The following is a 23,539-nucleotide window of genomic DNA, read 5'->3' on the forward strand; positions in this document are numbered from 1 at the left end:
CATGTGGCAAACCGTATTCGAAATCCTCGCGCCCGTTCTGACGGCGCTGCTCGCAATCCTCGTGCCGGCGCTCATCACGGCCCTGTTCCGATGGTTCCAGAAGCTCGGGCTCGACATCGAGGCAACCCATCGTGAGGCTCTGCAATCGGCCCTCACGAACGCTGCGCTGATCGCGCTCGCCAAAGGAGGCGTGAAGCCCTCGGCCGGCGCTGCAATCGACTATGTGCGAGCGTCTGTCCCTGATGCGGTCAAGACGTTCGGTCTAGACGACAAGCGCATCCTTGACCTGGTGCTGCCGAAGATCACGGCCGCCCGTCTGGCGCGCCCATCAGACCGGCCAGCGGCAGATGCGGAGCCCGTAGGTTGATGTTCACGCACATCGCGGCGTCGTTCCGCAAGACCTTCCCCGGCCGGCAGACGGAATGGCTCCTGACGAGTGTCCTGATAGGCTGGGCGGCCATGCTCATCATCAACCCCGACATGTTCAGGACGACCGCGACCTATGCCAATTTCGGCGAGATCATGTCGCAAAGCATGTGGGCCATGGCCTGCCTCTATGTCGGGGTGGCGCGGCTGGCCGTCCTGATCGTCAACGGAGCGTGGCGGCGCTCTCCACATCTGCGGGCGGGGCTGGCGTTCCTGACATGCCTGTTCTGGTATCAGATCACGGTCGGGATGCTCCAGTCGGGCACCCTCTCGACCGGGCTTGCGGTCTATCCCGCGTTCTTCCTCTTCGATGCGATCAACGTCATTCGGGCCATGGGTGACGCCGCCGTCACCGATCATCACTACGAGAAACAGGCGGCGGCTGATGGAACTTCCGAATGACTGGCTTGGGGCGCTCGTCACGGCGACCATCATCATCGTCCTGGCGATCGCAAACTACATCCGAACGAAGTCGGCATCGCCCGATAATTCAAAGCTCGTCACGGCCTTTGGGCTTGGCTATGCCGAGCGCGAACAGGTTGAACGCCTGATCGCCGAGGTGAAGCGCATCGCGGACGCGCTCACGGACAAGAACACGGAAGGCATCAACCATCGGCTGGACGATCTTCTGGAGCGCATGGACCGGTCCGAGCAGCGCGGGCATATCCAGAAGCCGCGCGCGCCGCGCTGAACGTATTCCTCCCCAACTGGCCCTGTCGTCTCTTCGGAGCGGCAGGGCCTCTTTTTGCGTTCAGGCTTCGCGATCATCAGGCCGCTGTAGCACAGCCGTCCGCGTCGCCGCATCATGGCCCAGCGTTTCCTTCAGTGCGCTTTCGAGAAGATAATCGAGAACCTGCGCATCCAGTTCGATCGCCAGTTTGCGCGCGTCCATGATGTGCCGGGCTATCTGAATGCGGCGAGGATCGGCCAGTGCATCGTTCATCAGGTTCCCTTTCGGCATGTTCGCGCGAGACGGATCGCCTATCGGCGCTGATCGAATCGCGGCATCTTTTCCTAATGTCCAGCCGACGATACAAGCCCGACCTGCCACCCGTCACCCTCGGTGAGGTTCGTGCGCTCGGAATATCGCTCAGCTTCAGATGCTCGATCTGCAACAGCATCAAGGACATCGACCCGCGCGATCTGCCTCAATCCGACGCGGCGACGATGCACGACCTGGTCGAGGTCGCCCATTGCACGAGATGCAACAGGACGCGCGGCGGGATCAGCGTCAATCCCGATCTCAAGCCGTGGGTGAAACACCTGCGGGAGACAGGGCAGGATGATCGGGTGCCATACATCGTGCGCGGGACGATGTGACGAAGCCTCGGTCCATCAAACCTGCGGAACACTTCGTAAATCGTGCTGAAAGCCTTGGAAAACATGGTGGGCGATGACGGGCTCGAACCGCCGACATCTTCGGTGTAAACGAAGCGCTCTACCAACTGAGCTAATCGCCCTCACGAGGCTGGAGATTTAGGCGCTTAGCTCTGTGCGCGCAAGACCGAATTGGCTGGATGACGGGCTTCCGCTGCGTAGCATCGGATGGCTCGGGAAATAACCATTCGCCGCGCTTCGGGCGCTTGACACCTCCGGTCGAACCGCTTAATTCAGCCACCAACGCGGGCCGCACGAACGTGCCGCAAGCGCCAAGCGCGGGTGTAGCTCAGTCGGTTAGAGTGCCGGCCTGTCACGCCGGAGGTCGCGGGTTCGAGCCCCGTCACTCGCGCCATATCTTCCAAGGCTCTCAGCAAATCGCTGCCAAGAAGTTCAACTCGTTTTCGAGCCGAGTTTTGACTTGTCGATTCGCTCTGTTCCGAGTCCACCAGATCGCAACCCGTCAACTGTCAAGCTTCGGCCCTTCGAAACTTCACCGGACCTGACCGGGATATTGGTTTGTCAATGCCGTTTCATCAAACCGGCGGGGTCACATTCTTGCGTTTGGAGCATTGACCTTCCTGCCAATGGAAGGCGCAGCGTCCCAAATCGAAAGGATGACGCCATGATGAAAAGCGAAGAAATGATGATGGACGGCATGGGTTGGGGAATGGGACTTGGCGGCTTGCTGGCATTGTTGCTGGTCGTGCTGATCGTCGCAGCCTTGGTGAAGTATGTGTTCTTCCGGTAGCCGCATTGCGGGCGAATGTGCCGTCAGGAATGTTAGATCCGGCTCAGGTAATTGGCGTGCCGCGCCGGAGGTTTGCGGTTCGATCGCCACCTCACATTTTCAACTTTATGGCTGCTCTTCGACATTCTCCATACCCCGATGGACCTCTTCGGTTCCATCCGGGTCGGGCTGTTGCGCCTGTTGGGTCAGAAGCAGCAGGACAAGCGCAATTCCGGCGAGCACCTTCCACAGTCCAGCCGCCAGTCGTTTGCCGGGGTCGTTGATCATGGTCGACTGTCCCGCGTGCTCGCACGCCATGCAAGGCTGAAACGAAAAAGGCCGGGCTTGTCGCCCGACCTTCAAAGTCTCGACGGCGGTGCCAGTACATCCGTGGTCACCGGCCGGAGACGATCTCTCGTAGCACCATAGATGGGAATCGATTCCCCATCCTGCAAGGGGTCATCCGCGCGGCCGTCGCCGCTCGCGGCGGTTTCCCTCGCCGCCGCTTTGCGAGGCCAGCTTGTTGCGCATCGGGCCGATCCGCGCCTCGATCGTCTCGACGCTGGGGCGCTCGCCCTTGGTATGGCCATCGATGGCCGCGCGCATCGCTGCCAGATGGCCGAACGACGTGCCGCAGCAGCCGCCGACGATCCGCGCTCCGCCATCCACCGCCAGGCGCGCATAGTCGGCCATCAGTTCGGGCGTGCCCGAATAATGGATCTCCGAGCCTCGAAATTCGGGAATGCCGCAATTGCCCTTGACGATAATGGTCGCCTCGGGCCGCGCCGCGCTCATGTCGAGGAGCGAGGCGAGAATATCGGCCGCGCCGACGCCGCAATTCGCCCCCACCGCGACGGGATGTTCGGAAAGCTCGTCGCCGACACTGTGGATCGCGTCCGGCGCGAGCCCCATCATGGTGCGCCCGGCCGTGTCGAACGATCCGGTATAGGTATAGGGCAAGCCGACCTTGATCGCGGCCTCCGCGGCCGCCTTGATCTCGTCGGGCGCGGACATGGTTTCGATCCAGGCGACTTCCGCGCCGCCGGCCTTCAGCCCCTCGATCTGCTCGACGAAGGCGGCGACCGCCTCGTCATAGGTCATGGCGCCGAGCGGGACGAGGAGTTCGCCGGTCGGCCCCACGGAGCCCGCCACGATGACGCGCCGTCCGGCCTTGTCGGCGACGCCACGCGCGATCTCCGCCGCCTTGCGGTTGATCTCGTGGACGCGGTCCTGCGCATGGTGCAGTTTCAGCCGGTGTCGCGTGCCGCCGAAGGAATTGGTGAGGATGATGTCCGCGCCCGCATCGACGAAACCCTGATGCAGGGCTTCGATCTTCTCCGGTGCGGTCTCGTTCCACAGCTCCGGCGCCTCGCCGGCCTCCAGCCCCATCGCGAAGAGATTGGTGCCAGTGGCCCCGTCTGCGAGGAGCACGCCCTTTTGGGCGATCAGGACGTCGATCGGATTTTCCATGGAAGGTCTCGATTTGCTGTTTGGATATGATATAAAGAAATCCTTATATCCGGTCAATCGATGGGGCTCTCGGCGAGTTGCCGGCAATAGCCGGCCGCCTCATGGGCGTTGATCTCGGCGGCACGGATGAGATTGTCGAAATGCCGCGTCAGCGTGCGCACCGGCGTCACGGCGTTCAGCACCAGATACATCTCGCCGACATAGATCGCTGCGCGAATTTGCCCGAAGATGGTGTAGGGGATCGAATAGCGCTGGCGTCCGTCGTAAAGGTAGAGCCGGAAGCTTGGATAAAGATCGTCGACCAGCCGCGCCATATGGACCAGTTGCTCGCGACGCGCCGCATCGGCCAGTCCGCTCCACACGCCGTTCCCCCTGGCAAAGATTTCCAGCATGTGCCGCGGCATACAGACCTCCATATCGGTCTCCGGTCGCCGGTTGTAGTCGATCCGGTAGTCCTTCTCGTCGATCTGGCTGTCGCGGTTCTTGCGCGTCATCTCCGCCTCGTAGTCGATCACCGCGTCGGTGCGCAGAAGATCGGGAATACCCGCCGGCACATAGCGGATCTTGGTGCCGGCGGCTTCCGCGTGCCATGAGGCGAGCAGCGTGCGGTCGAAACTGCCGGTGCCTTCCTCGATTTCGAGGCTCCCGCGGATTTCGGAAGCGAGACCCTCATCTTGGCTGATGCCGAGCAGCCAGTCGAGCGAGACATTGTAAGTGGCTGCCATGTTGAGCAGGGTTTCGGCGCGGGGAAGTCGCGTCGACTGGCCCGAAAGAAGCTGCGACAGGGCCGAACGATCGATTCCGACGCTGGCGGCGAAGGCCGACTGGTTCTGTCCGCTGCGAGCCAGCATCAGCTTCAGCCGTTCGCGGAAAAGTTGGGAGAGGTCACGTTTGTCCATGCGACAGCATATCGCATTTGTTTACTAAAAAAAACATTTGCCGCGCTCGATTTTCACTATCAACGTAATATGCGCAAAGTCACATTGGTGCGGGCCTCATTTGATGTCAGCATTCTGTCAGCAGGATCGGGGGATTCGGCTGGTTGGATGAAGTGGGGCGGGAAATAAGGATGCAACGAGACGGACTTCGGGCCGCGCCGAGCGCGCGTGTGCGGCCCTTTTTCTTGGCGATCGAATGGCCGACAGTCATGCTGGTCGCAGGGTGCTATGGCATCTGGTTGGCATCGGGGACCATTGGCTGGACCTTCTCGCCTTTCCTCGCGATCGTCGGCCTTACCGTCGCCATCGCGCTCCAGTCCTCGCTCATGCACGAGGCCGCCCACGGCCACCCGACCCGCAACGGCTTCGTCAACGAAATCCTGGTCGGCCTGCCGATCGGCCTTGTCTATCCCTACCGTCGTTTCAAGAAGCTTCATTTGTGCCATCATGCCGATGAGCGGCTGACCGACCCTTTCGACGACCCGGAGAGCTACTATCAGGCCTTCTGGAAATATGAGGCGCTGCCGGGCTGGCTGCGCACACTGCTCACCTTCAACAACACGATGGTCGGCCGGTTCCTGCTCGGCCCGGCTCTGTCGAACGCCGCATTCGTGGCATCCGACCTGCAACTCCTGCGCGCCGGCGATCCTGGCGTGCGACGGGCCTGGCGCAACCACCTTGTCGGCCTTGCGGTGCTGCCGCCGCTCCTCGTCTTCGTGTTTCAGATGCCGCTCTGGCTCTATCTCGTGCCGGTCTATTTCGGCCAGTCGCTGATCGCGATCCGGACCTTCGCGGAGCATCAGTGGTCGGAGCGACCCGATGGCCGCACGATCATCGTCGAGCGGTCGCCGCTGTCATTGCTCTTTCTCAACAACAATCTCCACCTCGTCCACCACAAGCAGCCAACCGTGCCCTGGTACGAACTGCCGCGTCTTTTCCGCGCCCGACGCGAGGAATGGGTGCGGATGAATGACGGCTATGTCTTCCCGAACTATCTGGCACTCTTCCGCGCTTTTGCGGTGAAGCCGAAGGAACCGGTCGTCCACCCCGCGCTGCGCCGCCAGCCGGAACAGGGCAGGGCATTCCGCCCGCGCATCCGTGCCCGCTCCGTCCACGGCCTCGGCTCCGCGCCCGTCCTGGCCGAGCCGTCGACCGAATAGGGCTTGCATCCCGCCTTCGCGGCATCCGATAAGTCGCCATGACCCATCAGATTGCCGCCCTTCCCATGTATGACTGGCCGGAAGTCCGCGCCGCGACGGATGCGCAATGGACGCGGATTCGCCATGTGTTGCGGGAATCGGGCATTGATGCTCCCGATGCTCTGACGCGCGAGACCGGCGACCTCTACGACTTCTGGCGCCGGCCCGACATCCTCTTCGCGCAAACCTGCTGGGGGCCGATGGGCGATGGCCTTGCGGAGTGCGTCCATGTCATTGGCCAGCCGGACTATTCGGATGTGGAAGGCGGAGAGGGGGAGTTTTATCGCAGCGTGGTTCTGATGCGGAGCGATGATGAAACGTCGCGCTCCGTCACCTCTCCCTCTGTCCTGGAGCGCCTACCTTCAATCACTTCCCGTCAGGAAGCGATCCGTAACAGGCGCTTTGCCTACAACGTCCCCGACTCCATGTCCGGCTATCTCGCCCTAAAGGCCGATCTCGGCTCCCTCGACCTCTTCCGCGAGCAAATCCCCACCGGCGGTCACCGCGCCTCGATCCGCGCCGTTGCCGCCAACCGCGCGGATATCTGCGCCATCGACTGCCGCTCCTGGGCGCTGGCGCAATGCCACGAACCGGCCGCAGCCGAACTCGTTCCCAGCGGCTGGACGAGCCCGCGCAAGGGCCTTCCCTACATCACCAGCCGCCAGACGCCGCCCGAAACCGTGTCCGCGATGCGCTCTGCACTGATGGATGCCGGCCTGATCGTCGGCTGATCACCCCCGCATCTTCTCGCCCGCCGGGTCGAAAGGCGGCTCGACGGCGATCCGCGCCGGTCGGCGCCGGCCGAGAATTTCGATCTCGAACAGGCCCTCGCTCGCGTCTTCCGAAAGCGCCGCCGGCACATAGCCCTGCGCCATCGATTTTTCGACGTAATGCGCATAGCCGCCCGACGTCACCCAGCCGACCACCGACCATTCGCCGTCGTGAATGCCGCGCACCGCCGAGGCATCGGTCGCGGCCTGCGATCCGCGCACGTCCTTGCCGTCCGCGCCGAAGCGGGGCGCGCCATAGCCGTGAGGCTCGCCGACCGTGCCGAAATCCTGCCCGTTCGCCTTCGCCCAGATCGGCTCGTCGCCCATCACGTCGGCATCGAGCGCATCGACCGTGAACGACACGCGCCGCAGCTTGGGCCCCTCGGCCTGCTCCTTCGCCGCGGCCTCGCGGCCGATGAAGTCGTTCTTCTCCAACTTGATAAAGCGGTCCATCGCGCCCTCGAACGGCCCGTAGATCGGTCGCAGCTCGCGGAACCAGGTCGGGAAGTTCTTTTCGAGCCGCATCGAAAGCAGCGCCCGCATCCCGAAATCGACGATGCCGAACGCCTCACCCTCGCGCTTGATCGCTTCGTAGACGAGCCGCTGATAGGCCGGCTCCATCCAGATTTCATAGCCGAGATCGCCTGTATAGGAGATGCGGTTGACCATGCACGGCGCGCCGGCCACCGCCATCTCGCGGAAATCCATGAACCTGAACGCGCCGTTCGACACGTCGACATCGACCAGCTTTGCCAACAAGTCGCGCGAGCGCGGCCCGGCGATGGAAAGTCCTACCAGCGTCTGGTCGAAGCGGATGATCCGCACCGAGCGGTCCTTCGGCAGATGCTTTTCGAACCAGCGCATGTGGTATTTCTGCGCCGCCGACGAACCCCAGACCATGAAGCGGTCGTCGTCGGCCTTGGCGATGGTGAAGTCGCCGATCAGCTTGCCGAACTCGTTCAGCATCGGCGTCAGCACGATGCGGCCGACCTTCGGCATCCTGTTGGTCATCAGCCGGTTGAGGAAGTCCTCCGCTCCGGTCCCAGCAACTTCGTATTTGGCGAAATTGGCGATCTCCGTCACGCCTACGCGTTCACGCGTTGCGCGAACCTCCGCCCTGATATGCTCGAAATCGTTGGACCGATGGAACGAAACGACATCCTTCGGCTCCGCTCCCTTCGGCGCGAACCAGAGCGGCGTTTCCAGCCCCCACGAGTCGCCCATGACGGCATTGTTGTCGCGCAGCATGACATCGTAGAGCGGCGTCGTCTGCGCCGGCCGCGCTGCCGGCAGTTCCTCGTTCGGGAAGCGGATCGAGAAGCGTCGCGAATAGTTCTCGCGCACCTTGGCGCTGGTGTAGCGCAGGCTCGCCCATTCGCCGAAGCGCGCGACGTCCATGCCCCAGACGTCGAAGCCGGGATCGCCGTTCACCATCCAGTTGGACAGCGCCAGCCCCACGCCGCCCCCCTGGCTGAACCCCGCCATCACCGCGCAGGCACACCAGAAATTCGTCAGCCCCTGAACCGGCCCGACGAGCGGATTGCCGTCCGGCGCGAAGGTGAACGGCCCGTTGATGATCTGCTTGATGCCGGCCTTTTCGATACCGGGGAAATGTTTGAAACCTACCTCCAGCGACGGCGCGATGCGGTCGAGATCCGGCTGCAAGAGTTCGTGACCGAAATCCCAGGGCGTGTTGACCGGCGACCACGGCTTGCACGCCTTCTCATATGTTCCAAGAAGCACGCCGTTGCGTTCCTGCCGCGTGTAGATCTCGCCCTTGAAGTCGAGCACCCCGACCATTTCCCGGCCGGTGCGCGCGTTGAATTCCTCGACCTCCGGCATCGGCTCGGTGAGCAGATACATGTGCTCCATCGCCAGCAGCGGCAACTCGACGCCGACCATCCGCCCGACCTCGCGCGCCCAAAGCCCGCCGCAATTGACGACATGCTCGGCCTTCACGGTGCCGTTCTTTGTCACGACGTTCCACGTCCCGTCGGCCTCCTGCGTCAGTTCGATCACCGGATTGCGCAGCACGATCTCCGCGCCGAGCGTCTTCGCCGCCTTGGCATAGGCGTGTGTCGTGCCGGATGGATCGAGGTGGCCTTCCACCGGATCCCACATCGCGCCGACAAAGTTCGCCTCGTCCATCAGCGGGAACATCGCCTTGGCTTCTGACGGTGTGATGAGCTCGGTGTCCATGCCGAGATAGCGGCCCTTGGCATGGGCGAGACGCAGGAAATCCATGCGTTCGGGCGTATCCGCCAGCATCACGCCGCCGGTCAGGTGCAGCGAGCAGGACTGGCCGGAAATCTCTTCCAGTTCCTTGTAGAGCTGGACCGTATAGGCTTGCAGCCTGGCGACGTTCGGATCGCCGTTCAGCGTATGAAACCCGCCCGCCGCGTGCCAGGACGAGCCGGACGTCAGTTCCGACCGCTCGATCAGCATCACATCCGCCCACCCGGCCTTCGCCAGATGATAGAGCACCGAGCACCCGACGACGCCCCCGCCGATCACAACCGCTTTTGCATGGGATTTCATGTGGATATGCCTGTCTTCGGAATCAGAATGTCATGTTCGGACTATGATACTAGAAATCCGTCGGGGCGCCGCCCTCGGCGATCCGCCGCTCGACGAAATCGTTGACGGCCTCTTCGACCGCCGGGTCGATCGCCGGCTTTTCCCACGCCGCAAGCCGCTCCTTCCACACGTGATTTGCCTTTTCGACCGCCGTCGGGCTGCCCGCCAGTTGCCAGCTCTCGAAATTGCGCCAGTCCGACAGGATCGGCGAATAGAACGCATTCTTGTAGCGATCCTGCGTGTGCTGGGTTCCGAAGAAATGCCCCCCCGGTCCCACATCGCGGATCGCCTCAAAGGCCAGCGCATCCTCCGAAAGATCGAGCGGGGTCAAAAACTCGGCCACCATCTGCAACAGGTCGATGTCGAGGATCATCTTCTCGTAGGAGCAGCGCAGCCCGCCTTCGAGCCATCCCGCGGAGTGCAGTATGAAATTCGCCCCAGCCTGCACCGCGCCCCAAAGCGAAAAGACGCTCTCATAGGCCGCCTGCGCATCGACGGCGTTGGCCGCGCAGACGTTCGACGTTCGGTAAGGGATGCCGTATCGCCGGGCGAGTTGCCCGCCGATAAGCTGCGCCTTCATGTATTCCGGCGTGCCGAAGGCCGGCGCGCCGGACTTCATGTCGACATTGGACGTGAACCCGCCATAGCCGACCGGCGCACCTTTTCGCACCATTTGCGCGAATGCGATGGCCGACAGCGCCTCGGCGTTCTGCTGGACAAGCGCCCCCGCGATCGTCACCGGCGCCATCGCGCCCGACAGCGTGAACGGCGTGACGATCACGATCTGCCCGCGGCTCGCCATCTGGATGATGCCTTCCATCATCGGAATGTCGAGCTTCAGCGGCGAATTGGTGTTGATGATCGTGTAGACGGACGGCTCGGCGAGAAGCTGTTCTTCCGAGATTCCGCGCGCCAGACGTGCGATCTCGATGCCGTCGACATTGCGCTCACATCCGAGCGAATAGATGTGGAACGGCTTGTCGGTGATCAGCGCCAGGTCGCGCACGCATTCCAGATGCCGGATCGACGGGTGGATGTCGGTCGGCTCGACCGGATAGCCGCCGGTCGCGTGGATGATGTTGTGAACCTGCGCCAACTTCAGGAAATTGCGGAAATCCTGCTGGTTGCCCGGCCGGCGTCCGCGGTCGAGGTCGGAGCAGTTCGGCGCCGAGGCGACCTGCGCGAAGAAGAGGTTGCGTCCGCCGAAATGAACGTCATGCGCGGGGTTGCGCGCGTGCAGCGTGAACTCAGACGGGCAATGCGAGACGAATTCGAGGATCATGTCGGCGTCGAAGCGGACGCGCTCCGACCCCTCGCGCACGTCGGCGCCCGCGTCCTTCATGATCCGCCGCGCCTCGTCATGCAGAACGTCGACGCCGATTTCCTTCAGCACCCGCAGCGAGGCGAGGTGGATGGATTCCAGTTCGTCTGCCGAGAGAAGTTCGGTCGGCTGGAAAGGGATCGTATGCCGGCGATAGGGCGGCTGCTCGAAGGCGGCCGATCCGCCCGCACGCTTGCCCGCCCGTCCGCCGCGCCGGCCGCGTTCTGTCGAAAGCGCCTCGGTGGGCATGGTCAGATCGGTCATCGCGGCCTCTGCGGGATTCGGGAATCTCGCCGCATACTGAACTGCCTGCGATCCTTCCAACAACGAACCGGCGACCCGCAGAACGAGGGAATCGACACATGCGGGACGGTGCTATCGATGCAACGACATCGTCGCATCGGCCGCGCGCTTGAACCGCAGCCTGGGCGACGCTACAAGCGATCCATGCGCCGTCCTGTCAAAAGACATGCCCATGCCTCGACGCCGTCGCTGCGCACGCGGCACGCCGAGCTTTTGCGCCTGTGTGCCCGGATCGGATATTCGCCGCCGCTCTCCGCCTGAACCCCTCGTTCAACGGAGAGACATCCCATGACCTACCAGAACTATTCCCTGAAGCAGCTTCAGGAGATCGATGCAGCCCATCATCTCCACCCCTTCACCGACCACAAGGATCTGCGCGGCACCGGTTCGCGCATGATCACGCGCGCAGAAGGCCCGTTCGTCTATGACAGCGAAGGCAAGGAAATCCTCGACGGAATGGCCGGTCTCTGGTGCGTGAATATCGGCTATGGCCGCAACGAACTCGCCAAGGCCGCCTATGCGCAGATGAAGGAACTGCCCTATTACAATTCCTTCTTCAAATGCACGACGCCCACGCCGGTCCTGCTGGCGAAGAGGCTGGCCGAAATCGCGCCGTCCAACATGAACCAGGTCTTCTACGGCTCGTCGGGCTCGGAGGCCAACGACACAGCCCTGCGCCTCGTGCGCCACTACTGGGCGCTCGAAGGCAAACCGCAGAAGAACCGTATCATCTCGCGAAACTGGGCCTATCACGGCTCGACCATCACCGGCACGTCCCTCGGGGGCATGGCGGCAATGCACGGCCAGTTGAACGGCGCGGTGCCGAACATCGTCCACGTCATGCCGCCCTATGCGTTCGAACTGGCAAAGCCCGGCGAGAGCGACCACGATTTCGGCCTGCGTGCCGCAAAGGCCGTCGAGGATGCGATCCTCGAGGCCGGCGCGGAAAACGTTGCTGCTTTCATCGGCGAGCCGGTCATGGGGGCAGGGGGCGTCAAGATCGCGCCCGACAGCTACTGGCCCGAAATCCAGCGCATCTGCCGCAAGCACGACGTGCTCCTGATGCTCGACGAGGTCATCACCGGCTATGGCCGCACCGGCGAATGGTTCGCCGCGCAGTCGCTCGGCATCGAGGCCGACACGATCACCACCGCCAAGGCGCTGACCTCCGGCTACCAGCCGCTGTCGGCGCTCCTCGTCGGCGACCGGATCTCCTCGACGCTGGTCGAAAAGGGCGGCGAGTTCTATCACGGCTACACCTATTCGGGCCATCCGGTCGCCTGCGCCGTAGCGCTTGTCAATCTCGACATCATCGAAAAGGAAGGGCTGATCGATCGCGTCCGCGACGAAACGGGACCGTATCTCGCCAAGGCGCTTGATGAATGTCTTGCCGGCCACGGCATCGTCGGCGAGGTGCGCAGCATCGGCCTGATGGCGGCGATCGAGATCGTCAAGGACAAGGATAGCAGGGCGCGGTTCGAAAATGGCGGCTTTGCCGCCGCCACGGTCCGCGACCATGCCATCGCGGGCGGCATGATGATGCGCGCGGTCGGTGACACGATGATCCTTTCGCCACCATTGATCTGGACGAAGGACACGATCGACATGGCCTGCGATCGCATCGGCAAGGCGCTCGACCTGGCGGAACGCGACCTGCGCAAGTAGCGCCCCCCAGCGCCCTTTCGCGGTCCATGGAGGGGCGCCACTTCACCTTGGAACATCGCCGCGCGTGACGCGTTTTGTGCGGCGCAATATCGCGCTCGGGGATAGTATTCGATGTCGATCAAGCCAACTGCCCGTTCGGTGAAGGCCGCAGCGGTCTTAACGAGCAATCTCATGCTTGCGCCGGCCGTCATCGCCTTGCGTATGCCCATGCTGACCGCCGAGGCGAACAGTTCCAATCCTTACCGCGTCGAGACGACTCGCGCGGTAACGGAAAAGATGTCGGCGATGGTCGAGGGCGCGCTTGCGGCCCAGATGGCGTTTGCGCAGGCGACCATTCAGTTCTGGCCTGAACTCATGTCCGGGCGAACCCCGTCGCTGGTCAGCGGCGTGGCCATCGAACGGGCATTTCAGGCCGCGCTCGGTCCCTCCGGGCGGGCCGTCAAGAGCAACCATAGGCGGTTAAGTCGAGTTAAGTAGACTGGAATGCAAAAACCGCGCTCTCTGGAAGAGAAACGCGGTCTTGCCACAAAGACGCATGGCACTTCGCGACAAGATACTTGCGAAGGGTACTGCTCCGGTACGCAATACCTGATCCGGAGCGGGAGGCGGCTGCGACGACCGCCTTGTGACCTGTTTTAGCGGGACAATCTTACCAGCGGGTTAGCAGTCGCTTAAGCAAAAATGAATCCACACAAAATGTCCTTGATCATTGGGCTTTTCCGCGCAGGAAGTTGATGATGCCGGAAAAATCGGTCCCGCCCTGGCCGATCGCGTTGAAAAGCGCGTAAAGCTGCGTCGCTTCGGCACCGAGCGGTGTCACCGCCCCGGCGCTCTGCGCGGCCTCCTGGGCAAGCTTCAGGTCCTTCAGCATCAGGGCGGCGGCGAAGCCGGGCTTGTAGTCGCGATTGGCCGGCGAGTTCGGAACCGGGCCGGGCACGGGGCAATAGGTCGTCAGCGACCAGCACTGGCCCGACGAGGTGGAGGCGACGTCGTAGAGCGCCTGGTGCGACAGGCCGAGCTTTTCGGCCAGCACGAAGGCTTCGCCGACGCCGATCATCGAGATGCCGAGAATCATGTTGTTGCAGATCTTCGCCGCCTGTCCCGCGCCGGCGTCGCCGCAATTGACCACCTTGCCGGCCATCGGTTTCAGGATCGGGTCGGCCTTGGCGAAAGCGTCCGCGCTGCCGCCGGCCATGAAGGTCAGCGTGCCGGCCTCCGCCCCGCCGACGCCGCCCGAAACCGGCGCATCGACCGAAAGCATCCCGGCATCGGCAGCGATCTTGTGCGCCTTGCGGGCCGAGTCGACGTCGATGGTGGAGGAATCGATGAAGAGCGTCCCCTTGGCCGCGGCCGGCACGATGTCCTCATAGACCGAGACGACATGCTTGCCCGCCGGCAGCATGGTGATGACCACCTCGGCGCCGGAAACCGCCTCTCGCGCGCTGGCTGCAACAGTTGCGCCATTGGCCTTGGCGGTTTTCAGATTCGCCTGCACGAGATCGAAACCCGTCACCTTGTGGCCTGCCTTGACGAGATTGGCGGCCATGGGATTGCCCATATTGCCGAGGCCGATGAATGCGATTGTGGTCATGTGGTTCCTCCCGCGGTCGGTGAATAGTGAATGGTGAATGGTGAATGGCGAGCGGGTGAGAAGCGTCGATGACTGCGAGAACTGGTGACCATGTTGCGCGAAGCGACAGGCGATGAGATTTTCCCATTCACCATTCACCATTCACCATTCACCATTCACCATTCACCTACCGATCAAACTCCGCGCGATGATCACCCGCATGATCTCGTTCGTGCCTTCCAGAATCTGATGCACGCGCAGATCGCGCACGATTTTCTCGACGCCGTAATCGTGCAGATAGCCGTAGCCGCCATGGACCTGGAGCGCCTCGTTGGCGACGTCGAAGCAGGTGTCGGTGACGAAGCGCTTGGCCATCGCCGACCATTTGCCGGCGTCATGCGCCTTGCGGTCGAGCTTCGAGGCAGCGGCGTAAAGCAGCATCCGTGACGCGCTCAACTCCGTTTCCATGTCGGCGAGCTTGAATTGCAGCGCCTGAAACTGGTCGATGGATTTGCCGAAAGCCTGTCTTTCGCCGGCATAGGCGAGCGCCTTGTCGAGCGCGGACTGCGCCCCGCCGAGCGAGCAGGCGGCGATGTTGAGCCGCCCGCCGTCGAGCCCGGCCATGGCGATCTTGAACCCTTCTCCTTCGCCTGAGAGAAGATTTTCTGCCGGCACCTTGCAGTCGTCGAAAATCACCTGACGGGTCGGCTGCATGTGCCAGCCCATCTTGTTCTCGCTCGCGCCGAAAGAAAGGCCGGGCGCATCCTTGGGGATGACCAGCGTCGAGACGCCCTTGGGCCCGTCCTCGCCAGTGCGCACCATGGCGACATAGACGTCCGATTCGCCCGCGCCCGAGATGAACTGCTTGGCGCCGTTGACGATATAGTCGCTGCCATTGCCGCCCGTGCGGGTTGCGCGCGTCTTCAGCGCGGCGGCGTCGGAGCCTGCGCCCGGCTCGGTCAGGCAGTAGCTCGCGATCCATTCGAGCGAGGTCAGTTTCGGCAGGAAGCGCTGGCGCTGCGCCTCGTCGCCGAACCTGTCGATCATCCAGGTCGCCATGTTGTGGATCGAGATGAAGGACGAGAAGGCCGGGCACGCGGCCGCCAGCGCCTCGAAGATCAGCACCGCGTCGAGCCGTCCGAGGCCCGAACCACCGACGTCCTCGCCGATATAGATGCCGCCGAACCCGAGCGGTCCCGTCTCGCGGATCACGTTTGCCGGGAAATGGCGCTCGCGATCCCAGTCGAGCGCATAGGGCGCGACGCGCTCGGCGGCGAAGCCGGCCGTCATCTCCTGGATGGCGCGTTGATCCTCGTTGAGTTCGAACTGGCTGGCCGTGGCGTCGGTCGCGGCGTCCATGCCGACCTCCCTGTCGCAATGGATTTTCCTCGCCCGGCAATCTAGACCATTGTCCGACGCGCGCAACGTCAACCCTGTGCGCGGGGCGACAAGGGGATGTGCATGGGTTCGAGTCGGAGATGCATCGTTTGACCCGCGCCATGATGCTTCAGGGCACCGGCTCCGATGTCGGCAAGACGCTTCTCGTCGCCGGGCTTTGCCGTGTCGCGCTGCGTCGCGGCATGAAAGTCCGCCCGTTCAAGCCGCAGAACATGTCGAACAATGCCGCGATTGCCATTGGCGAGAACGGTGCGCCGGGCGAGATCGGCCGGGCGCAATGGCTTCATGCGCGCGCCTGCAAGGTCACGCCCTCGGTCGACATGAACCCGGTCCTGCTCAAGCCGCAAAGCGACGTCGGCGCCCAGATCGTCATCCACGGCCGCATGGCGGGCGAGGCGGCCGCGCGGAATTTCGGCGCGCAGAAGGAGCGGCTGATGACGGCCGTCATGCAATCCTGGCATCGCCTCCGCAAGGATGCCGATCTCGTCATCGTCGAGGGCGCAGGTTCACCCGCCGAAATCAATTTGCGCGACCGCGACATCGCCAATATGGGCTTCGCCACGGTCGCAGACGTGCCTGTCATCCTCGTCGGCGACATCGACCGCGGCGGCGTCATCGCCTCCATCGCCGGCACCCACCTCATCCTGCCGGATGAAGACCGACGCATGATCGCCGGCTTCATCGTCAACAAGTTCCGCGGCGAGCTTTCGCTTTTCGGCGACGGTCTTGCCGCCATAGAACGCTTCACCGGCTGGCGCTCCTTTGGCGTCGTGCCGTGGCTGAAGGAAGCCGCGCTACTGCCCGCCGAGGATGCCGTCGTGCTCGACCGTGCCCCGCGCGGCGGCAAGGGGCGGCTGACGGTCGCCGTTCCCATGCTCTCGCGCATCGCCAATTTCGACGATCTCGACCCGCTGCGCGCCGAGCCGGACGTGGATGTCGTGTTCGTGCCGCCCGGCAGGCCGCTTCCGCCAGTCGAAATCATCGTCCTGCCGGGCTCCAAATCGACCATCGCCGATCTCGCTTTCCTGCGGGCGCAAGGCTGGGACCGTAACATCGCCCGCCACCATGCCGAGGGCGGCATCATCATCGGCCTGTGCGGCGGCCTCCAGATGCTCGGCCGGAACGTGCGCGACCCGAATGGGACCGAGGGGCCGGAGCGCGATGCGCCCGGCCTCGGTCTCCTCGACGTCGAAACGACGCTGGAACCGAACAAGACCTTGCGCGAGGCGACCGCCCGCTCGCTTCGCCACGATTCTGAAACCTCGGGCTACGAAATCCATCTTGGACGCACCACCGGCCCGGATTGCGGGCGCCCCGTCTTCGAGATCGACGGCGCGCCGGATGGCGCAAGCTCAATCGATGGCCGCGTCTGGGGCACCTATCTGCACGGCCTCTTCACCGGCGACGCCTTCCGCCGCCGCTTCCTCGCCGAACACGGCGTCGAAGCCTCGCCGTTCGGCTTCGAGCAGCGCATCGACGATGCGCTGGACGCCATCGCCGAAGCGCTCGAAACCCATCTCGACTGCGACGGTCTCCTCGCCGCCGCGCGCTGACCCGTCAGCCGTTCTCCTTGAACCAGTCGACGATGGCCGGCATGTTGCGCTCGAACCCGCCGGGGATGAAGAAGTTGAGAAGGCCGGCGCGCGCGTAGGTCCGGTTCTCGAAATCGTGGATCGTGCCGGCCGGGATGCGCAGGAAATCGCCCGGGGCTATGTCGTGCCATTCCTCGCCGGCGCGAACCGCCATCACGCCGCCGATGCCGTAGAACACCTCGTCATTGGTTTCGTGACTATGCGCGCCGGGTCCGGTCTGACGGGCGTCGAGCCACCATTCGGAGACGCTGTAGGCTTCCTTCGTCTCCGCCTCGTCCGCCTTGAAGATCGCCCTCATCCCCGGCATCTCGTAGATGCGGCCGGTTCCGGCGGTAAGCTTGATGACCTGCGGATCTGCCATTCGTTCCTCCCTCGTTCGGCGTCAGGATAGCGCGATCCTTGCTCGCCGGAAGGGGACACTCACCACAAGCGCGCCATGTGGCCATGTATAAATGGTTCGTAAGCTTCATTCAGGTAGCAAAGAAAGATGCGGCGCAGCCGTGACATGCACATCGGGGGTTGATCAGAGCGGATGACGGACCAGGACCTAAAAATGCCGGTCGAAACCTTGCTCATTCTCGCGATCATCCTGCGCGAGGGCGACAGGCTGGATCAGTTCGGCCCGTTGTCTGAACGGGTCTATGACTGGTTGGCGCTCGGGCCGCAGGAGCGCGAAATTCTCGCGACCGAGTTACAGACGTATCATGCGGGGGTCAGTTCGGCTGCCAGCATACTGACCTTGCGGGGATTGCCGGCCGGACAGCGCCGGCTCCTCGCGCGCCAGGTGCTGGATTTCGCCGCGGTCGATCCGCTGCTCGGTCCCCACCAGCGCCGTCTCACCGTCCGCGTCGAGGATATTCTGGCCGTGGACGATCCGGCTTAGGGTATGTTGAGATTCAGGTCTGTGCGCGCCGAAAGCGCAGAAAGCTGCCATTTGCAGGCCGCTCAGGCGTGAATCTCAACACACCCTAGCCGATGGCGGTTTGACGCCTTCGCGCCAGCGCGCGGTCGAGATCGGGCGAAGCGGCGACAAGCATCCTTCCCGCCTCCGATCGGGGAGCGTCGAGCACCGCGCCGGTGTCGCCGCGCTCGACGATTTCGCCTTCGTGCATCACCATCACCTGATCCGTGATCGCCCGCGCGACCACCAGATCATGCGTGATGAAGAGGTAGGCGACGCTCAGACGCTGATTCAGATCGGCGAAGAGGTCGAGCACCTGCGACCGGATAGACACGTCGAGCGCGGACACCGGTTCGTCGGCGACGATCAGCTTCGGCCGCGTGATCAGCGCCCGCGCGATGGAGAGCCGCTGCCGCTGCCCGCCCGAAAACTCGTGCGGATACTTGTCCATGTCCGCCGCCGACAGCCCGACCTCGGCGAGCGCCTGCGCGACGCGCTCGCGCCGTTCGGCTCGCGAGGGTTGGCTTTCCAGAAGATGCAGCGGCTCGGCCACCAGCCGCTCGACCTTGTGTCGCGGATTGAACGAACCGTAAGGGTCCTGGAAGACCACCTGCATGTTGCGCCGCGATGGCCGCAGTTCCGCCTCGCTCTTCGTCGTCAGTTCCGCCCCGCCGAACCTTATCGAGCCGGATGTCGGCCGGTCGAGCGCGAGGATCATGCGCGCCAGCGTCGACTTCCCGCACCCCGATCGCCCCACCAGCGCCATCGACTGCCCTTCGTAGAGGTCGAATGAAACGCCGCTGACGGCCCGGAACGGCTCGGCCCTGGAAAACAACGAGAGCCGACGGCTGGCATAGTCGCGGGTGACGTCGCGAATCTCCAGCAGCGCTGGACCTGCGCCCGGCACACCCCCCTTGTGGGGAGGGGTGCGGGGTGGGGATATGAAGCGCGAAGTTCTCTCCGGCACATGCGTCGAAGCCTCGGCCAGTTGCCGTGTATAGGGATGCGTCTTTTCCGTCAGGATTCGCCCCGTCTCACCCGTATCCATCACCTCGCCATGGCGCATGATCGTCACCCGGTCGGCCATGTCGGCGACGACGGCCAGATCGTGCGAAATCAGAAGTAGCCCCATCTTCTGCTCATCGACGAGATCGCGCAGAAGCTGCAGAATCTGAGCCTGCAACACCACGTCGAGCGCCGTCGTGGGCTCGTCGGCGACGAGCAATTTGGGATGAAGGGCGCAGGCAATGGCGATGACGACGCGCTGCCGCTGGCCGCCTGACAATTCGTGCGGGTAGCGCGTCAGCGGAAATTTCGCCTCGGGCAGTCCCACCCGGTCGAGCATCGCGCGGGCGCTGTTCTCCGCGTCCTTCCGGTTGACACCTCGATGCCAGCGGATGCCCTCCGCCACTTGCTCGCCGATCGTCTTGACCGGGTTCAGTGCCGTCATCGGTTCCTGGAAGACCATGCCGATATCGTCGCCGCGCAGCCGGTTCATCGCCGTTTCGGGCGCGTTCAAGATGTCGATGCCGTCGAAACTCACGCGCCCGCTCGTCCGCGCCAGATCGGGCAAAAGCCTCATCAAGGTCAGCGCCGTCATCGACTTGCCCGACCCCGATTCCCCGACCAGCCCCAGCACCTCGCCCTGCTCGATATGCAGGTCGACGCCTTTCAAAATCTCGAAATTGCCGATCGACAGGCGCAGGCTTTCGATTTCGACGAGGCTCATCGCTGGCGCCTCAGTCGGGGGTCGAGCACGTCGCGCAGTCCGTCGCCGAGAAGGTTGAGGCCGAGAACAGTGACGACGATGGCAAGGCCAGGGAAGATCGCCAGATGCGGCGCGACCATCATCCGCGTCTGCGCGTCGAAAAGCATCCGGCCCCAGCTCGTCATCGGCGGCTGCGCCCCGAGCCCGAGATAGGAGAGCCCGGCTTCCGCGAGGATGCCGAGCGCGAACTGGATCGTGCCCTGGACGAGCAGGAGCGAGGCGATGTTGGGCAGTATGTGTTCGATGGTGATGAGCGTGGCGGATTTTCCCGACGCCCGCGCGGCCAACACATATTCCCGCGGCCAGAGCGCCATCGCGCCGGCGCGGGCGACGCGCGCGAAGACCGGAATGTTGAAGATGCCGATGGCGACGATGGCGTTGACCGCGCCGGGGCCAAAGATCGCGGTAATCATGATCGCCGAGAGCAGGGCAGGGAAGGCAAAGACGAGATCGTTGAAGCGCATCAGCGCCTCGTCGATCCAGCCGCCGCGCGCGGCAGCCCAGCAGCCTAGCGGCACGCCGATCCCCATGCCGATGCCGACGGCGACGAAGGCGACCGCGATCGAATTGCGCGCACCCATCATGATCAGCGAAAGGATATCGCGACCGAAATGATCGGTCCCGAACCAGTGCTGCGCCGAAATCGGCTGCATCCGGTTCGCGACCGTCAGGTTGATGACGTCGTATGGCGTCCAGACGAAGGAGACCAGCGCCATCAGCGCGATCAGCGCTGTGATGACGAAGCCGGTCACGAACGACGCATTCGAAAACGCCGCGCGGACGAACTGCCCGGCATCCTCGACCGGCGGGGAGGCGGGTTCGGCGCTCATGCGCGCGACCTCAACCGCGGATCGACCATCGCATAGGCGATGTCGACGAGAATGTTGACAAGGACGACGCTGGCGACGAGCAGCATCACCACCCCCTCGACGACGATCAGGTCGCGTTGGTTGATCGCCTGGAAGAGGAGCCGGCCGAGCCCCGGCAGGTAGAAGACGTTCTCGATGATGATCGTCCCGGCGAGCAGGAAGGCGAATTGCAGGCCGAGGATGGTCAGGACCGGGATCATCGCGTTGCGCAGCGCGTGCCGCCACAGGACGGTGCGGCGTGGCATCCCCTTGGCGCGCGCGGTGCGGATATAGTCCTCGCCGAGCACTTCGAGCATGGCCGAGCGCGTGACGCGGGCGAGGATCGCGGCCTGCGGAAGCGCGAGCGCGACGGCGGGCAGGATCAGCGCCTTCAGCCCCGGCCAGATGCCGCCCGCCCAGCCCGGAAATCCGCCGGCCGGCACCAGTCGCAGCCAGACCGCGAAGACGTAGATCAAGAGAAGCGCGAACCAGAAATTGGGGATCGCAACGCCGATCTGCGCCGTCCCCATCGAGACCGTGTCGCCCATGCGCCCGCGCCGTGCGGCGGCGAAGATGCCGACCGGAATGGCGATCATGGTCGAAAGCGCCAGTGAGATCACCGCCAGCGGCAGCGAGACGATGGCTCGCTCCGCGATGAGGTCGATGACGGGAGAGCGATAGGTGTAGGAATTGCCGAAGTCACCCACCGCCATGCCCGTGACCCAGTTTGCGTAGCGCTCCAGAAGCGGCACGTTGAGCCCCATCTGCTCGCGCAGCGTCGCCAGCGCCTCGGGCGTCGCATTCATCCCCAGCATGATCCGCGCCGGATCGCCCGGCAGGATTTCCATGACGGAGAACACGACGACCGACGCGACGAGCAGCGTGATGAGGCCGATGACGACGCGCTTGAGGAGGAAGAGGGTCATAGCTGCGGCGCACAGCGCCAGTTTCGGCGATGGCTCTCGTCCTTCGACCGCGCCCCCCCACTCTTTATCCCTCTCCACAAGGGGGAGGGAACCGTCAGCGTCATGCCACACCCGGATATGTTGCGGAACGATGACGGCATAAGCGCGCCGTCAATGTCTCCCTCCCCCTGGTGGGGAGGGATAAAGGGTGGGGGTTCAAGGGCGAACACGATGCAGACTGGCCGCTACTCCGCCCACTTCACCTGCGTCAGATCGATCGCGGGGATCGGTGAATTCTCCCACATGCCTTCGAGCTTCGCGTCCCAGACGCCGATCTTCGGCAACTGGAACAGGAATCCGACCACGGCATCCTCTGCCAGAATCCGCTGCGCCTCGCCGTAAAGTTCGTTGCGCTTTTCCTCGTCGGACGTCGAGTCGAGTTCGGCGATGATCGCGTTGAACGACTCATTCTGGTAGTTGAAGTAGTAATCCGGCCGCGAATAGATATCGATGTCGTTCGGCTCGGTGTGCGAGACGATCGTCATGTCGTAGTCCTTCTCGGTGAAGACCTGGGACAGCCAGTCGGCCCATTCCACCGGGATGATTTCGAGCTCGATGCCGACCTGGCGAAGCTGCGAGGCGATCACCTGTCCGCCTTCGCGCGCATAGGGCGGAGGCGGCAGTTTCAGCGTCGCCGAAATGCCGTCTGCAAATCCCGCATCGGCAAGCAATTGCTTGGCCTTCTCCGGATCGTAGGGATAGGTGTCGGTCAGGTCGACATAGGCCGCGTTGGCCGGTGAGAAGTGCGAGCCGATCGGCGTGCCGAGGCCCGAGCCGTTGCCGGCGATGATTTCCTCGCGGTTGAGCGCGTGGGCGATCGCCTGGCGCACTTCAAGCCTGTCGAACGGCTCCTTGCCGTTGTTGATCGAAAGCAGCGTCTCGCCCTCGGTCGAGCCGATCACGACTTCGAAGCGGTCGTCGGACTGGATCTGCGCGAGCGCGTCGCCGGCCGGCATGTTGGGGAAGGCGTGGACGTCGCCCGAAAGCAGCGCCGGAATGGCGGCTGCCGCATCCGGCACGATGCGGAATTCGGCGCGTTCCAGCGCGACCGCCTCGCCCCAATAATCCGGGTTCCTGACGAGAACGACGGAGGAGCCCCTGGCCCAGCTATCGAACTTGAACGGGCCGGTGCCGACCGGCGTTTCCATGTTACCGGCAGCCGTTGCCTCCGACACGATCACCGCGTCGCCCCAGCCCATATTGTAGAGGAACGAGCCCTGCGGGCGCGACAGCGTCACGGTCACCGTCGTCGGGTCCGTCGCCTCGACATTTTCGATGGCCGCGAAGAGTCCTTTCTGCGCATTCGTGGAATCCTCGGCGCGGGCGCGGTCGAGCGAGAATTTCACGTCGGCGGAGGAAAACTCCGCCCCGTCGTGGAATTTCACGCCCTCATGCAGCTTGAAGGTATAGGTCAGCCCGTCCTCTGAGACTTCCCAGCTTTCCGCCAGCGCGGGGAGCACTTCGCCCGTCGGCCCGATCCTGGTCAGGCCCTCGAAGAGATTCGCATAGACGACTTCGTCGATCGCTGCGGCTGCGCCTGCGGTCGGGTCGAGATGCGGGGGTTCCAGCACGACGCCGATCACGACATCGGCGCGTTGCGCGAAAGCGGTGCCGGAGGCAAGCGCGATGGCTGCTGCGGCAAGCACAGGAACGATGATCTTCATGTCAGGCAGGCTCCCAGGGATTTTGGTGTGTTTTGCCGGATTGAAGCGCGAAAACCG

24 protein-coding genes and 2 tRNA genes are annotated in these 23,539 nt (G+C 63.7%); 12 read left to right on the plus strand and 14 right to left on the minus strand.

The window, feature by feature from the left end; all coding sequences use genetic code 11:
- Position 1 precedes the first annotated feature (1 nt).
- The 3 genes from PZ895_RS08120 to PZ895_RS08130 are packed head-to-tail and all read left to right on the plus strand — an operon-like array spanning position 2 to position 1,117.
- Positions 2–367: a hypothetical protein gene (locus tag PZ895_RS08120; RefSeq protein WP_275838520.1), complete on the plus strand. Its 366-nt coding sequence runs from the start codon at positions 2–4 to the stop codon at positions 365–367.
- Complete coding sequence (locus PZ895_RS08125) at positions 367–828, plus strand: hypothetical protein (RefSeq protein ID WP_275838521.1); 462 nt, start codon at positions 367–369, stop codon at positions 826–828. Before PZ895_RS08120 ends, PZ895_RS08125 begins: the two co-directional genes overlap by 1 nt.
- Positions 812–1,117, plus strand: coding sequence for a hypothetical protein (locus tag PZ895_RS08130; RefSeq protein ID WP_275838522.1), 306 nt, complete (start codon positions 812–814; stop codon positions 1,115–1,117). Before PZ895_RS08125 ends, PZ895_RS08130 begins: the two co-directional genes overlap by 17 nt.
- 60 nt (positions 1,118–1,177) lie before the next feature.
- On the opposite strand, the gene PZ895_RS08135 is transcribed toward PZ895_RS08130, so the two are convergent.
- Positions 1,178–1,369: a hypothetical protein gene (locus tag PZ895_RS08135; protein WP_275838523.1), complete on the minus strand. Its 192-nt coding sequence runs from the start codon at positions 1,367–1,369 to the stop codon at positions 1,178–1,180.
- Positions 1,370–1,443: 74 nt separating this feature from the next.
- On the opposite strand from PZ895_RS08135, the gene PZ895_RS08140 reads away from it, so the two are divergent.
- The gene (locus PZ895_RS08140) at positions 1,444–1,746 is read left to right on the plus strand and encodes a hypothetical protein (protein WP_275838524.1); all 303 of its coding nucleotides are present in this window, start codon (positions 1,444–1,446) and stop codon (positions 1,744–1,746) included.
- Positions 1,747–1,810: 64 nt separating this feature from the next.
- Here the strand turns inward: PZ895_RS08140 and PZ895_RS08145 are convergent.
- Positions 1,811–1,886 (minus strand) — tRNA-Val (locus PZ895_RS08145).
- A gap of 195 nt (positions 1,887–2,081) precedes the next feature.
- Between PZ895_RS08145 and PZ895_RS08150 the strand changes: the two genes are divergently transcribed.
- Positions 2,082–2,158 (plus strand) — tRNA-Asp (locus PZ895_RS08150).
- Between the two features lie 270 nt (positions 2,159–2,428).
- Positions 2,429–2,554: a hypothetical protein gene (locus tag PZ895_RS08155; protein WP_275838935.1), complete on the plus strand. Its 126-nt coding sequence runs from the start codon at positions 2,429–2,431 to the stop codon at positions 2,552–2,554.
- A 105-nt stretch (positions 2,555–2,659) separates the two neighbouring features.
- Here PZ895_RS08155 and PZ895_RS08160 read toward each other — a convergent pair whose 3' ends face one another.
- The 3 genes from PZ895_RS08160 to PZ895_RS08170 all read right to left on the minus strand — a co-directional run bounded on the left by PZ895_RS08160 (position 2,660) and on the right by PZ895_RS08170 (position 4,902).
- Positions 2,660–2,821: a hypothetical protein gene (locus PZ895_RS08160; protein WP_275838525.1), complete on the minus strand. Its 162-nt coding sequence runs from the start codon at positions 2,819–2,821 to the stop codon at positions 2,660–2,662.
- A 171-nt stretch (positions 2,822–2,992) separates the two neighbouring features.
- The gene (gene bmt / locus PZ895_RS08165; RefSeq protein WP_275838526.1) at positions 2,993–4,003 is read right to left on the minus strand and encodes a betaine--homocysteine S-methyltransferase; all 1,011 of its coding nucleotides are present in this window, start codon (positions 4,001–4,003) and stop codon (positions 2,993–2,995) included.
- Positions 4,004–4,056: 53 nt separating this feature from the next.
- On the minus strand, positions 4,057–4,902 hold the full coding sequence (locus PZ895_RS08170; protein WP_275838527.1) for a helix-turn-helix transcriptional regulator: 846 nt from the start codon (positions 4,900–4,902) through the stop codon (positions 4,057–4,059).
- Between the two features lie 248 nt (positions 4,903–5,150).
- Between PZ895_RS08170 and PZ895_RS08175 the strand changes: the two genes are divergently transcribed.
- On the plus strand, positions 5,151–6,101 hold the full coding sequence (locus PZ895_RS08175; protein ID WP_275838910.1) for a fatty acid desaturase: 951 nt from the start codon (positions 5,151–5,153) through the stop codon (positions 6,099–6,101).
- Positions 6,102–6,139: 38 nt separating this feature from the next.
- Positions 6,140–6,871 (plus strand): PhnD/SsuA/transferrin family substrate-binding protein, encoded by a 732-nt coding sequence (locus PZ895_RS08180; RefSeq protein WP_275838528.1) that lies wholly within the window; start codon positions 6,140–6,142, stop codon positions 6,869–6,871.
- On the opposite strand, the gene PZ895_RS08185 is transcribed toward PZ895_RS08180, so the two are convergent.
- Together PZ895_RS08185 and PZ895_RS08190 are read right to left on the minus strand one after the other, a co-directional pair.
- Positions 6,872–9,448 (minus strand): FAD-dependent oxidoreductase, encoded by a 2,577-nt coding sequence (locus tag PZ895_RS08185; RefSeq protein ID WP_275838529.1) that lies wholly within the window; start codon positions 9,446–9,448, stop codon positions 6,872–6,874.
- Positions 9,449–9,497: 49 nt separating this feature from the next.
- On the minus strand, positions 9,498–11,072 hold the full coding sequence (locus PZ895_RS08190; RefSeq protein ID WP_275838530.1) for a trimethylamine methyltransferase family protein: 1,575 nt from the start codon (positions 11,070–11,072) through the stop codon (positions 9,498–9,500).
- Positions 11,073–11,399: 327 nt separating this feature from the next.
- Here PZ895_RS08190 and PZ895_RS08195 point away from each other — a divergent pair, with 327 nt between their 5' ends.
- A complete protein-coding gene (locus PZ895_RS08195; RefSeq protein WP_275838531.1) occupies positions 11,400–12,776 on the plus strand; it encodes an aspartate aminotransferase family protein in 1,377 nt (458 codons plus the stop codon).
- 111 nt (positions 12,777–12,887) lie between these two features.
- Positions 12,888–13,253 (plus strand): hypothetical protein, encoded by a 366-nt coding sequence (locus PZ895_RS08200; protein WP_275838532.1) that lies wholly within the window; start codon positions 12,888–12,890, stop codon positions 13,251–13,253.
- A gap of 229 nt (positions 13,254–13,482) precedes the next feature.
- On the opposite strand, the gene mmsB is transcribed toward PZ895_RS08200, so the two are convergent.
- Together mmsB and PZ895_RS08210 are read right to left on the minus strand one after the other, a co-directional pair.
- Positions 13,483–14,367, minus strand: coding sequence for a 3-hydroxyisobutyrate dehydrogenase (gene mmsB, locus PZ895_RS08205; protein WP_275838533.1), 885 nt, complete (start codon positions 14,365–14,367; stop codon positions 13,483–13,485).
- Between the two features lie 162 nt (positions 14,368–14,529).
- Complete coding sequence (locus PZ895_RS08210; protein WP_275838534.1) at positions 14,530–15,705, minus strand: isobutyryl-CoA dehydrogenase; 1,176 nt, start codon at positions 15,703–15,705, stop codon at positions 14,530–14,532.
- 128 nt (positions 15,706–15,833) lie between these two features.
- Between PZ895_RS08210 and PZ895_RS08215 the strand changes: the two genes are divergently transcribed.
- Complete coding sequence (locus PZ895_RS08215; protein WP_275838911.1) at positions 15,834–17,297, plus strand: cobyric acid synthase; 1,464 nt, start codon at positions 15,834–15,836, stop codon at positions 17,295–17,297.
- Between the two features lie 4 nt (positions 17,298–17,301).
- On the opposite strand, the gene PZ895_RS08220 is transcribed toward PZ895_RS08215, so the two are convergent.
- Positions 17,302–17,697: a cupin domain-containing protein gene (locus tag PZ895_RS08220; RefSeq protein ID WP_275838535.1), complete on the minus strand. Its 396-nt coding sequence runs from the start codon at positions 17,695–17,697 to the stop codon at positions 17,302–17,304.
- A 192-nt stretch (positions 17,698–17,889) separates the two neighbouring features.
- Between PZ895_RS08220 and PZ895_RS08225 the strand changes: the two genes are divergently transcribed.
- Positions 17,890–18,219, plus strand: coding sequence for a hypothetical protein (locus tag PZ895_RS08225; RefSeq protein WP_275838536.1), 330 nt, complete (start codon positions 17,890–17,892; stop codon positions 18,217–18,219).
- Positions 18,220–18,304: 85 nt separating this feature from the next.
- Here the strand turns inward: PZ895_RS08225 and PZ895_RS08230 are convergent, their stop codons facing one another.
- The 4 genes from PZ895_RS08230 to PZ895_RS08245 all read right to left on the minus strand — a co-directional run bounded on the left by PZ895_RS08230 (position 18,305) and on the right by PZ895_RS08245 (position 23,482).
- Entirely contained in the window at positions 18,305–19,966 is a 1,662-nt protein-coding gene (locus PZ895_RS08230) for a dipeptide ABC transporter ATP-binding protein (protein ID WP_275838537.1), read from the minus strand.
- A complete protein-coding gene (locus PZ895_RS08235) occupies positions 19,963–20,835 on the minus strand; it encodes an ABC transporter permease (RefSeq protein ID WP_275838538.1) in 873 nt (290 codons plus the stop codon). Before PZ895_RS08235 ends, PZ895_RS08230 begins: the two co-directional genes overlap by 4 nt.
- Complete coding sequence (locus PZ895_RS08240; protein WP_275838539.1) at positions 20,832–21,779, minus strand: ABC transporter permease; 948 nt, start codon at positions 21,777–21,779, stop codon at positions 20,832–20,834. The genes PZ895_RS08235 and PZ895_RS08240 overlap by 4 nt, the downstream gene beginning before the upstream one ends.
- Before the next feature lie 224 nt (positions 21,780–22,003).
- Complete coding sequence (locus PZ895_RS08245) at positions 22,004–23,482, minus strand: ABC transporter substrate-binding protein (RefSeq protein WP_275838540.1); 1,479 nt, start codon at positions 23,480–23,482, stop codon at positions 22,004–22,006.
- Positions 23,483–23,539: the final 57 nt, after the last annotated feature.

Source organism: Mesorhizobium sp. YIM 152430, from assembly GCF_029210365.1.
GTDB lineage: Bacteria > Pseudomonadota > Alphaproteobacteria > Rhizobiales > Rhizobiaceae > Aliihoeflea.

What these genes read in the sequence shown, in the direction of transcription:
- PZ895_RS08120 (WP_275838520.1), top strand. Translation starts at nt 2, where the DNA reads ATGTGGCAAACCGTATTCGAAATCCTCGCGCCCGTTCTGACGGCGCTG.
- PZ895_RS08125 (WP_275838521.1), top strand. Translation starts at nt 367, where the DNA reads ATGTTCACGCACATCGCGGCGTCGTTCCGCAAGACCTTCCCCGGCCGG.
- PZ895_RS08130 (WP_275838522.1), top strand. Translation starts at nt 812, where the DNA reads ATGGAACTTCCGAATGACTGGCTTGGGGCGCTCGTCACGGCGACCATC.
- PZ895_RS08135 (WP_275838523.1), bottom strand. Translation starts at nt 1,369, where the DNA reads ATGAACGATGCACTGGCCGATCCTCGCCGCATTCAGATAGCCCGGCAC.
- PZ895_RS08140 (WP_275838524.1), top strand. Translation starts at nt 1,444, where the DNA reads ATGTCCAGCCGACGATACAAGCCCGACCTGCCACCCGTCACCCTCGGT.
- PZ895_RS08155 (WP_275838935.1), top strand. Translation starts at nt 2,429, where the DNA reads ATGATGAAAAGCGAAGAAATGATGATGGACGGCATGGGTTGGGGAATG.
- PZ895_RS08160 (WP_275838525.1), bottom strand. Translation starts at nt 2,821, where the DNA reads ATGATCAACGACCCCGGCAAACGACTGGCGGCTGGACTGTGGAAGGTG.
- bmt (WP_275838526.1), bottom strand. Translation starts at nt 4,003, where the DNA reads ATGGAAAATCCGATCGACGTCCTGATCGCCCAAAAGGGCGTGCTCCTC.
- PZ895_RS08170 (WP_275838527.1), bottom strand. Translation starts at nt 4,902, where the DNA reads ATGGACAAACGTGACCTCTCCCAACTTTTCCGCGAACGGCTGAAGCTG.
- PZ895_RS08175 (WP_275838910.1), top strand. Translation starts at nt 5,151, where the DNA reads ATGCTGGTCGCAGGGTGCTATGGCATCTGGTTGGCATCGGGGACCATT.
- PZ895_RS08180 (WP_275838528.1), top strand. Translation starts at nt 6,140, where the DNA reads ATGACCCATCAGATTGCCGCCCTTCCCATGTATGACTGGCCGGAAGTC.
- PZ895_RS08185 (WP_275838529.1), bottom strand. Translation starts at nt 9,448, where the DNA reads ATGAAATCCCATGCAAAAGCGGTTGTGATCGGCGGGGGCGTCGTCGGG.
- PZ895_RS08190 (WP_275838530.1), bottom strand. Translation starts at nt 11,072, where the DNA reads ATGACCGATCTGACCATGCCCACCGAGGCGCTTTCGACAGAACGCGGC.
- PZ895_RS08195 (WP_275838531.1), top strand. Translation starts at nt 11,400, where the DNA reads ATGACCTACCAGAACTATTCCCTGAAGCAGCTTCAGGAGATCGATGCA.
- PZ895_RS08200 (WP_275838532.1), top strand. Translation starts at nt 12,888, where the DNA reads ATGTCGATCAAGCCAACTGCCCGTTCGGTGAAGGCCGCAGCGGTCTTA.
- mmsB (WP_275838533.1), bottom strand. Translation starts at nt 14,367, where the DNA reads ATGACCACAATCGCATTCATCGGCCTCGGCAATATGGGCAATCCCATG.
- PZ895_RS08210 (WP_275838534.1), bottom strand. Translation starts at nt 15,705, where the DNA reads ATGGACGCCGCGACCGACGCCACGGCCAGCCAGTTCGAACTCAACGAG.
- PZ895_RS08220 (WP_275838535.1), bottom strand. Translation starts at nt 17,697, where the DNA reads ATGGCAGATCCGCAGGTCATCAAGCTTACCGCCGGAACCGGCCGCATC.
- PZ895_RS08225 (WP_275838536.1), top strand. Translation starts at nt 17,890, where the DNA reads ATGCCGGTCGAAACCTTGCTCATTCTCGCGATCATCCTGCGCGAGGGC.
- PZ895_RS08230 (WP_275838537.1), bottom strand. Translation starts at nt 19,966, where the DNA reads ATGAGCCTCGTCGAAATCGAAAGCCTGCGCCTGTCGATCGGCAATTTC.
- PZ895_RS08235 (WP_275838538.1), bottom strand. Translation starts at nt 20,835, where the DNA reads ATGAGCGCCGAACCCGCCTCCCCGCCGGTCGAGGATGCCGGGCAGTTC.
- PZ895_RS08240 (WP_275838539.1), bottom strand. Translation starts at nt 21,779, where the DNA reads ATGACCCTCTTCCTCCTCAAGCGCGTCGTCATCGGCCTCATCACGCTG.
- PZ895_RS08245 (WP_275838540.1), bottom strand. Translation starts at nt 23,482, where the DNA reads ATGAAGATCATCGTTCCTGTGCTTGCCGCAGCAGCCATCGCGCTTGCC.